This is a genomic window from Brevundimonas sp. (assembly GCF_004210735.1).
Lineage (GTDB): Bacteria > Pseudomonadota > Alphaproteobacteria > Caulobacterales > Caulobacteraceae > Brevundimonas.
The window spans coordinates 1-6017 of record NZ_SDZL01000097.1 but is presented as its reverse complement, the minus strand read 5'-3'; the positions used below and the strand labels follow the sequence as shown (position 1 = coordinate 6017).

The 6017-nt window shown below is 67.3% G+C and carries 6 protein-coding genes; 3 read left to right on the top strand and 3 right to left on the bottom strand.

The annotated features are described in order from the left end of the window. The 3 genes from EON91_RS13875 to EON91_RS13865 form a co-directional block, all read right to left on the bottom strand. On the bottom strand, positions 1-311 hold a 311-nt coding region (locus tag EON91_RS13875; protein WP_292095905.1), incomplete at its 3' end, for a glycogen debranching N-terminal domain-containing protein. Positions 312-455: 144 nt separating this feature from the next. Continuing rightward, positions 456-1574, bottom strand: coding sequence for a glycosyltransferase family 4 protein (locus EON91_RS13870; protein ID WP_292095904.1), 1119 nt, complete (start codon positions 1572-1574; stop codon positions 456-458). Between the two features lie 122 nt (positions 1575-1696). Beyond that, the gene (locus tag EON91_RS13865; protein WP_292095903.1) at positions 1697-2776 is read right to left on the bottom strand and encodes a site-specific DNA-methyltransferase; all 1080 of its coding nucleotides are present in this window, start codon (positions 2774-2776) and stop codon (positions 1697-1699) included. 276 nt (positions 2777-3052) lie between these two features. On the opposite strand from EON91_RS13865, the gene murC reads away from it, so the two are divergent. The 3 genes from murC (at position 3053) to murB (ending at position 5979) form a co-directional block, all read left to right on the top strand. Further along, positions 3053-4498, top strand: a complete 1446-nt coding sequence (gene murC, locus EON91_RS13860) for a UDP-N-acetylmuramate--L-alanine ligase (protein WP_292095901.1) — start codon at positions 3053-3055, stop codon at positions 4496-4498. Beyond that, the gene (locus EON91_RS13855; RefSeq protein ID WP_292095899.1) at positions 4498-4935 is read left to right on the top strand and encodes a GFA family protein; all 438 of its coding nucleotides are present in this window, start codon (positions 4498-4500) and stop codon (positions 4933-4935) included. The genes murC and EON91_RS13855 overlap by 1 nt, the downstream gene beginning before the upstream one ends. Before the next feature lie 135 nt (positions 4936-5070). Further along, on the top strand, positions 5071-5979 hold the full coding sequence (gene murB, locus EON91_RS13850; RefSeq protein WP_292095897.1) for a UDP-N-acetylmuramate dehydrogenase: 909 nt from the start codon (positions 5071-5073) through the stop codon (positions 5977-5979). The last annotated feature ends 38 nt before the right edge of the window (positions 5980-6017 follow it).

Here is a 6017-nt window from a genome sequence, read left to right as displayed (position 1 = left end):
CCTCCTGGCTGAAACCTCGCATTGTATGGGCGTTTGCGGGGGCGGTTGGTCGAATGGCAGGTGAAAAAGACATTGTCGCGCGACACGCCCGAGCTGAGCCGCGACGGACGCGACGGGCCAGCGCGCATGACGAACCGGGACAAAATGCGGGTGTCGTTGTCGAACAGGCCGTCCGCGCCGTCCTTTATGTCCCCCCAGCCGTCGGCCACCAGGAAGGCGTCGCCGGACTTGAGCGCCTGAAGTTGCTCGGTGGTGTCGGGCTCGCTGGCCGCTTCCAGCGCCGTGGTCTGGACCGAATAGGCGTCGTCCATCGATTTCCTCGTCAGGGGTCTGTCGGGATCATCCGGAGCGTTCCACTCGAATGCGGACGCTTGATGGCCGCTGGGGGAATAATGGCGGGAGCGGGATTAGGTTCAGGGACGCGGCGCCCTTCTCCCCGAGGGGAGAAGGGTGACTTACGCCAGCGCTGCGAAACTGCGGGGTTCGTTGGCGACGACCAGCGGGGGCTCGGCGACGTCCGTCAGGCTGGGCGCGGCGAAGGGGCGGCGGGCCAGCAGGTCGCCGTAGACGTCCAGATAGCGACGGGCCATGGCGGTGGCCGAAAAGCGCAGGTCGAACCGGGCGCGGATCGCCTCGCGGTCCAGCAGGGGGGCCCGGCCAGCGGCGGCCACGGCCTGCTCCAGCGTATCGACCAGGAAACCGGTGGCCCCGTCCTCGATAATTTCTGACGTCGAGCCGCAGCGGAAGGCGACGACCGGCGTGCCGCAGGCCATGGCCTCGATCATCACCAGACCGAACGGCTCGGGCCAGTCGATGGGGAACAGCAGGGCGTCGGCGCCGCCCAGGAATTCGGATTTCTGATGGTCGCCGATCTCGCCGACGAATTCGACCAGTGGGTTGTTCTCGACCATCGGGCGGATGGTCTTTTCCCAATAGACGGAGTCGGCGGCGTCGACCTTGGCCGCGATCTTGAGCCGCTTGCCCAGCTTGGTGGCGATTTCGATGGCGCGGTCGGGCCGCTTTTCCGGTGAGATGCGGCCCAGGAAGGCCAGATAGCCCTCGCTGCGCGGCGAGAAGCGATACAGGTCGCCCGGCATGCCGTGATGGACCGTCGCCTCCCAATTGGCGTGGGGCAGGGGGCGGCGCTGGTCGTCGGAGATGGAGACCAGGGCGAACTGACCCCAGCGGTCATAGACCTCGGCCAGATCCTTCAGGTCCAGACGGCCGTGCAGGGTGGTGACCGTCTTGTCCGCAAACCGCTCGAAGAAGGGGAAATGCACCATGTCCGTATGGAAATGGATCACGTCGAAATCGTCCGCGCGGGCCAGCACCTCGGACAGCATGGTCATGTGGGCGGCCAGGTCCGACTTCAGCGGCGCGGGGTCCAGGCGGATGGCCTGATCGCGCACGGCGATCAGGCGGGCGCGCGTCTCGGCGTCGGCGCTGGCGAACAGGGTGACGTCATGGCCCAGGTCCACCAGGGCGTCGGTCAGATGCGCCACCACGCGCTCAGTCCCGCCATACAGACGCGGCGGGACGGCTTCGTACAGGGGGGTGACCTGGGCGATCTTCATGTCGAGGGCTCCAACCGTCCGCGCGCGGGACGACCGAAGGCCAAACAGGAAGATGTTCCGCAAGTTCCAGCGGGGCCGCTGAAATTCGTCAGCCTTGTTGGGGGCTTACTGAAAAGCCTGGGTTATTGCATCCCAGCGCGGATTTCGGCGCGCAGGGCGTCGATCGGGCGCAGCCCCGTGTCCGTCTTGAACCGCCAGTAGGTCCAGCCGTTGCAGGCCGGCGCGTTCTCCAGCAGGGCTCCCAGCTTGTGGATCGAGCCGGTCATCTCGCCGGACACCAGCGAGCCGTCGGCGCGGACGCGCGCCTCGCGCTGGCCCTTGGGGCAGTACAGCTTGTCGCCGGGGGCCAGCAGGCCGGCCTCGACCAGGGCGCCGAACGGCACCTTGACCTCGGCCCGCTTGGAGCCGGTGACGACCAGATCCTCCGGGGCGGTGGGGATGACGGCCTGTATGCGTTTTTCGGCGACCTTGGCGTAGCCCTCGTCACGTTCGATGCCGATGAAATGACGGCCCAGCCGCTTGGCCGCGGCGCCCGTCGTGCCGGTGCCGAAGAAGGGGTCCAGGATGACGTCGCCCGGGCGGCTGGCCGACAGGATGACCCGGTGCAGCAGGCCCTCTGGCTTTTGCGTCGGATGGGCCTTGTCGCCGTTCTCGTCCTTGATCCGCTCCTGGCCGGTGCACAGGGCCAGGGTCCAGTCCGAGCGCATCTGGGTGTCTTCGTTGAAGACCTTCATGGCGTCGTAGTTGAAGGTGTAGCGTTTCTGCTCGCGCGACTTGGCGGCCCAGATCAGGGTCTCGTGCGCGTTGGTGAACCGGGTGCCCTTGAAGTTCGGCATCGGGTTCGACTTGCGCCAGATGATGTCGTTCAGCACCCAGAAGCCCAGGTCCTGCATCGCCGCGCCCAGGCGGAAGATGTTGTGATAGCTGCCGATGACCCAAAGCGAGCCCTCGTCCTTGAGCACGCGGCGGCATTCGCCCAGCCAGGCGCGGGTGAAGGCGTCGTATTCGGCGAAGCTGGCGAACTTGTCCCAGTCGTCGTCGACCGCATCGACCTTGGAATTGTCGGGACGCAGCAGGTCTCCGCCCAGTTGCAGATTATAGGGCGGGTCGGCGAAGACCATGTCGACGCACTTGTCCGGCAGGCCCTTGAGCTTCTCGATGCAGTCGCCCCGTAGGATGACGTCGGTCTTCAACACGGACATGGAAAGCGGCCTCGGACTGATAAGGCGCTTACGGTGAATCGTTACGGTTAAGGCGGAGTAACCGCGGACCACTATCCTCTCCCCTTGCGGGAGAAGGTGGCTCGCGGAGCGAGACGGATGAGGGGTCGAGCCGGGGTCCGAAGTCCGATCTGCGGAATTTCTGAGCCGGCGTTGGGCGACCCCTCATCCGTCGGCCTGCGGCCGCCACCTTCTCCCGCAAGGGGAGAAGGAAACGAGGGTCGTGCAATCGGGGCGAAGCCTTGCTAAGGCGCCGTCATGATCCGTCGCCTTCGCCCCGTTCCGTTCGACCTCGGTCCCGTCCACTTCGTCGGCATAGGCGGCATCGGCATGAGCGGCATCGCCGAGATCATGCTGAAGATCGGCTATCAGGTGCAGGGCTCGGACGCCAAGGCCAGCGCCAACACCGAGCGACTGGAGAAGCTGGGCGCGCGCATCTACATCGGCCACGACGCGGCCCATGTGACCGAAGGCGTGTCGGCCGTCGTCTATTCCACGGCGGTCAAGGCGGCGAACCCCGAACTGGTCGTGGCGCGCGAGCGGCGCATTCCGCTGGTGCGGCGGGCCGAGATGCTGGCCGAGCTGATGCGGCTGCAATTCTCGATCGGCGTGGGGGGCACTCACGGCAAGACAACGACAACCTCGATGGTCGCTGCACTGCTGGATGCGGGCGCGCTGGACCCGACGGTGGTCAACGGCGGCATCATCAACGCCTATGGCACCAACGCCAAGGTCGGCGAGGGCGACTGGATCGTGGTCGAGGCGGATGAAAGCGACGGCAGCTTCCTGCGCCTGAAATGCACCGTGGCGATCATCACCAACATCGATCCCGAGCATCTGGACCACTACGGCGACTTTGATGCGGTGAAGAAGGCGTTCTGCGACTTCATCGAGGACATCCCCTTCTACGGCTTCGGCGTGGTCTGCCTGGACCATCCGGAGGTGCAGAAGCTGGCGGCCCAGATCGATAACCGCCGACTGGTCACCTATGGCCTGAACCCGCAGGCGATGGTCCGCGCCGACAATGTGCAGATGAGCCCGGACGGCGCGCGGTTCGACGTGCTGGTCCAGAAGCAGGGCCTGGCCGCGCTGGACGAGCCGACCCGGATCGAGGGTCTGTATCTGCCCATGGCCGGCTGGCACAACGTATCCAACGCCCTGGCGGCCATCGCCGTGGCGCGCGAGATCGGCGTGGACGACGACGCGATCCGAACGGGCCTGGCCGGGTTCGGCGGGGTCAAGCGGCGCTTCACCACCACGGGCGTGGTCGACGGCGTGCGCGTCATTGACGATTACGGCCACCACCCGGTCGAGATCGCCGCCGTGCTGAAGGCCGCGCGTCAGGTGGTGCAGTCGGCCGACGCGCCGGGCCGGGTCATCGCCGTGGTCCAGCCGCACCGCTACACCCGCCTGCGCGACCTGATGGAAGAGTTCTCGACCTGTTTCTCGGACGCGGACGCCGTGCTGGTCGCCGACGTCTATCCGGCGGGAGAGCAACCGCTGGAGGGCGTGGACAAGCACGCCCTGGTCGAGGGCGTCCGCCGTTTCGGCCACCGCAACGTCGCCGCGCTGGAGAACGCCGCCGTCCTGCCGCGCGTGATCAAGGACGAGACAAAGCCGGGCGACCTGGTCGTGCTGCTGGGCGCCGGCGACATCACCAGCTGGGCCTACGCCCTGCCGGCGCAGCTGGAGGCGCTGGGGTAATGGCGGTCACCGGCGGATGTCAGTGCGGCAAGGTTCGGTATGAGCTGGCCGTGGCGCCGTCGGGGACGCATTTCTGTCATTGCCGGATGTGCCAGCGGGCGGCGGGCAATGTCTTCGCCGGGCTGACCGGGGTCCACAAGGATGAGCTGACGTGGACCAAGGGGCAGCCGGCCTTCTATCGCAGCTCGAACGTGGCGCGGCGGGGCTTCTGCCGGGACTGCGGGACGCCGCTGTATTTCGGATACGACAAGGGCGACTGGAACTGCGTGACCATCGGCTCGCTGGACCGGCCCGAGGACGTGCGGCTGGAGGTCCACTATGGCGTGGAGTCCAGGCTACCGTGGCTGCAGCTGTGCGACGGTCTGCCCGAGCATGAGAGTGACGCGACCGACCCGCGCGCGGCGGGGATGGTGTCGAACCAGGACGGCGGCGACTGACCGCTCATCCCAGTGGACGCCGGGATGCCGTGAGAGCTTCACGACGACGCTTGGCCGCTCTACATCGCGACATGACGGCCGGATGCGGCCACAGGACTGGATCCCGGTGTCCGCCGGGATGAGCGGGAAGTATAGATGAACTGGATCGACAACCTTCCGACCGTGCGGGGCAAGCTGCTGCGGGACGAGCCGCTGGGGCCGTACACCTGGTTCAGGGTCGGCGGGGCGGCGGAGGCGCTGTTTATTCCGGCGGACGCCGACGATCTGGCGGATTTCCTGAAGGCGCTGCCGGACAGCGTGCCGGTGATGGTGCTGGGCGTCGGTTCGAACGTCATCGTGCGCGACGGCGGGATCGAGGGTGTGGTGGTGCGGCTGGCGGGGCGTCCGTGGGCGCAGGTGACGGCCGAGGGCGACACGATCACGACGGGCGCAGGCGCGCTGGACAGCATGGTCGCCAAGGCGTCGGCCAGGGCGGGGATCGCCGGGCTGGAGTTCTATGCCGGGATTCCGGGCACCATCGGCGGCGCCCTGACGATGAACGCCGGCTGTTACGGGGCCGAGACGAAGGACGTGCTGGTGTCGGCCTGGGGGCTGAACCGGCGAGGCGAGCGGGTGGACTATGCGCTGGCCGACTTTGGTTACACCTATCGCCATACCGAGGCTCCGGCGGAGATCATCTGGGTCGAGGCGGTCTATCGCGGAACGCCGGACGCGCCCGAGGCCGTGCAGGCCCGGATGGACGAGATCACCAGCCGCCGCGAACAGACCCAGCCGATCCGCGAGAAGACCGGCGGCTCGACCTTCAAGAACCCCGAGGGCCATTCGTCGTGGAAGCTGGTCGACGAGGCGGGCTGGCGCGGCAAGCTGCACGCCGTGACCGGCGGCGGGGCCAAGTTCAGCGAGCTGCATTCCAACTTCATGATCAACCCCGGCGAGGCCACGGCGGCCGACATCGAGGGCCTGGGCGAGGCGGTGCGCGCGGACGTGCTGGCCAAGACCGGGGTTCAGCTGAACTGGGAGATCAAGCGGGTGGGGCGGGCCTGACTTATCCTCCCCTGCGGAGCGGGGGAGGATAAGTCAGG

Excerpts from the sequence above, each read along its gene's own strand:
- EON91_RS13870 (WP_292095904.1), bottom strand. The coding sequence starts at position 1,574 with ATGAAGATCGCCCAGGTCACCCCCCTGTACGAAGCCGTCCCGCCGCGT.
- EON91_RS13865 (WP_292095903.1), bottom strand. The coding sequence starts at position 2,776 with ATGTCCGTGTTGAAGACCGACGTCATCCTACGGGGCGACTGCATCGAG.
- murC (WP_292095901.1), top strand. The coding sequence starts at position 3,053 with ATGATCCGTCGCCTTCGCCCCGTTCCGTTCGACCTCGGTCCCGTCCAC.
- EON91_RS13855 (WP_292095899.1), top strand. The coding sequence starts at position 4,498 with ATGGCGGTCACCGGCGGATGTCAGTGCGGCAAGGTTCGGTATGAGCTG.
- murB (WP_292095897.1), top strand. The coding sequence starts at position 5,071 with ATGAACTGGATCGACAACCTTCCGACCGTGCGGGGCAAGCTGCTGCGG.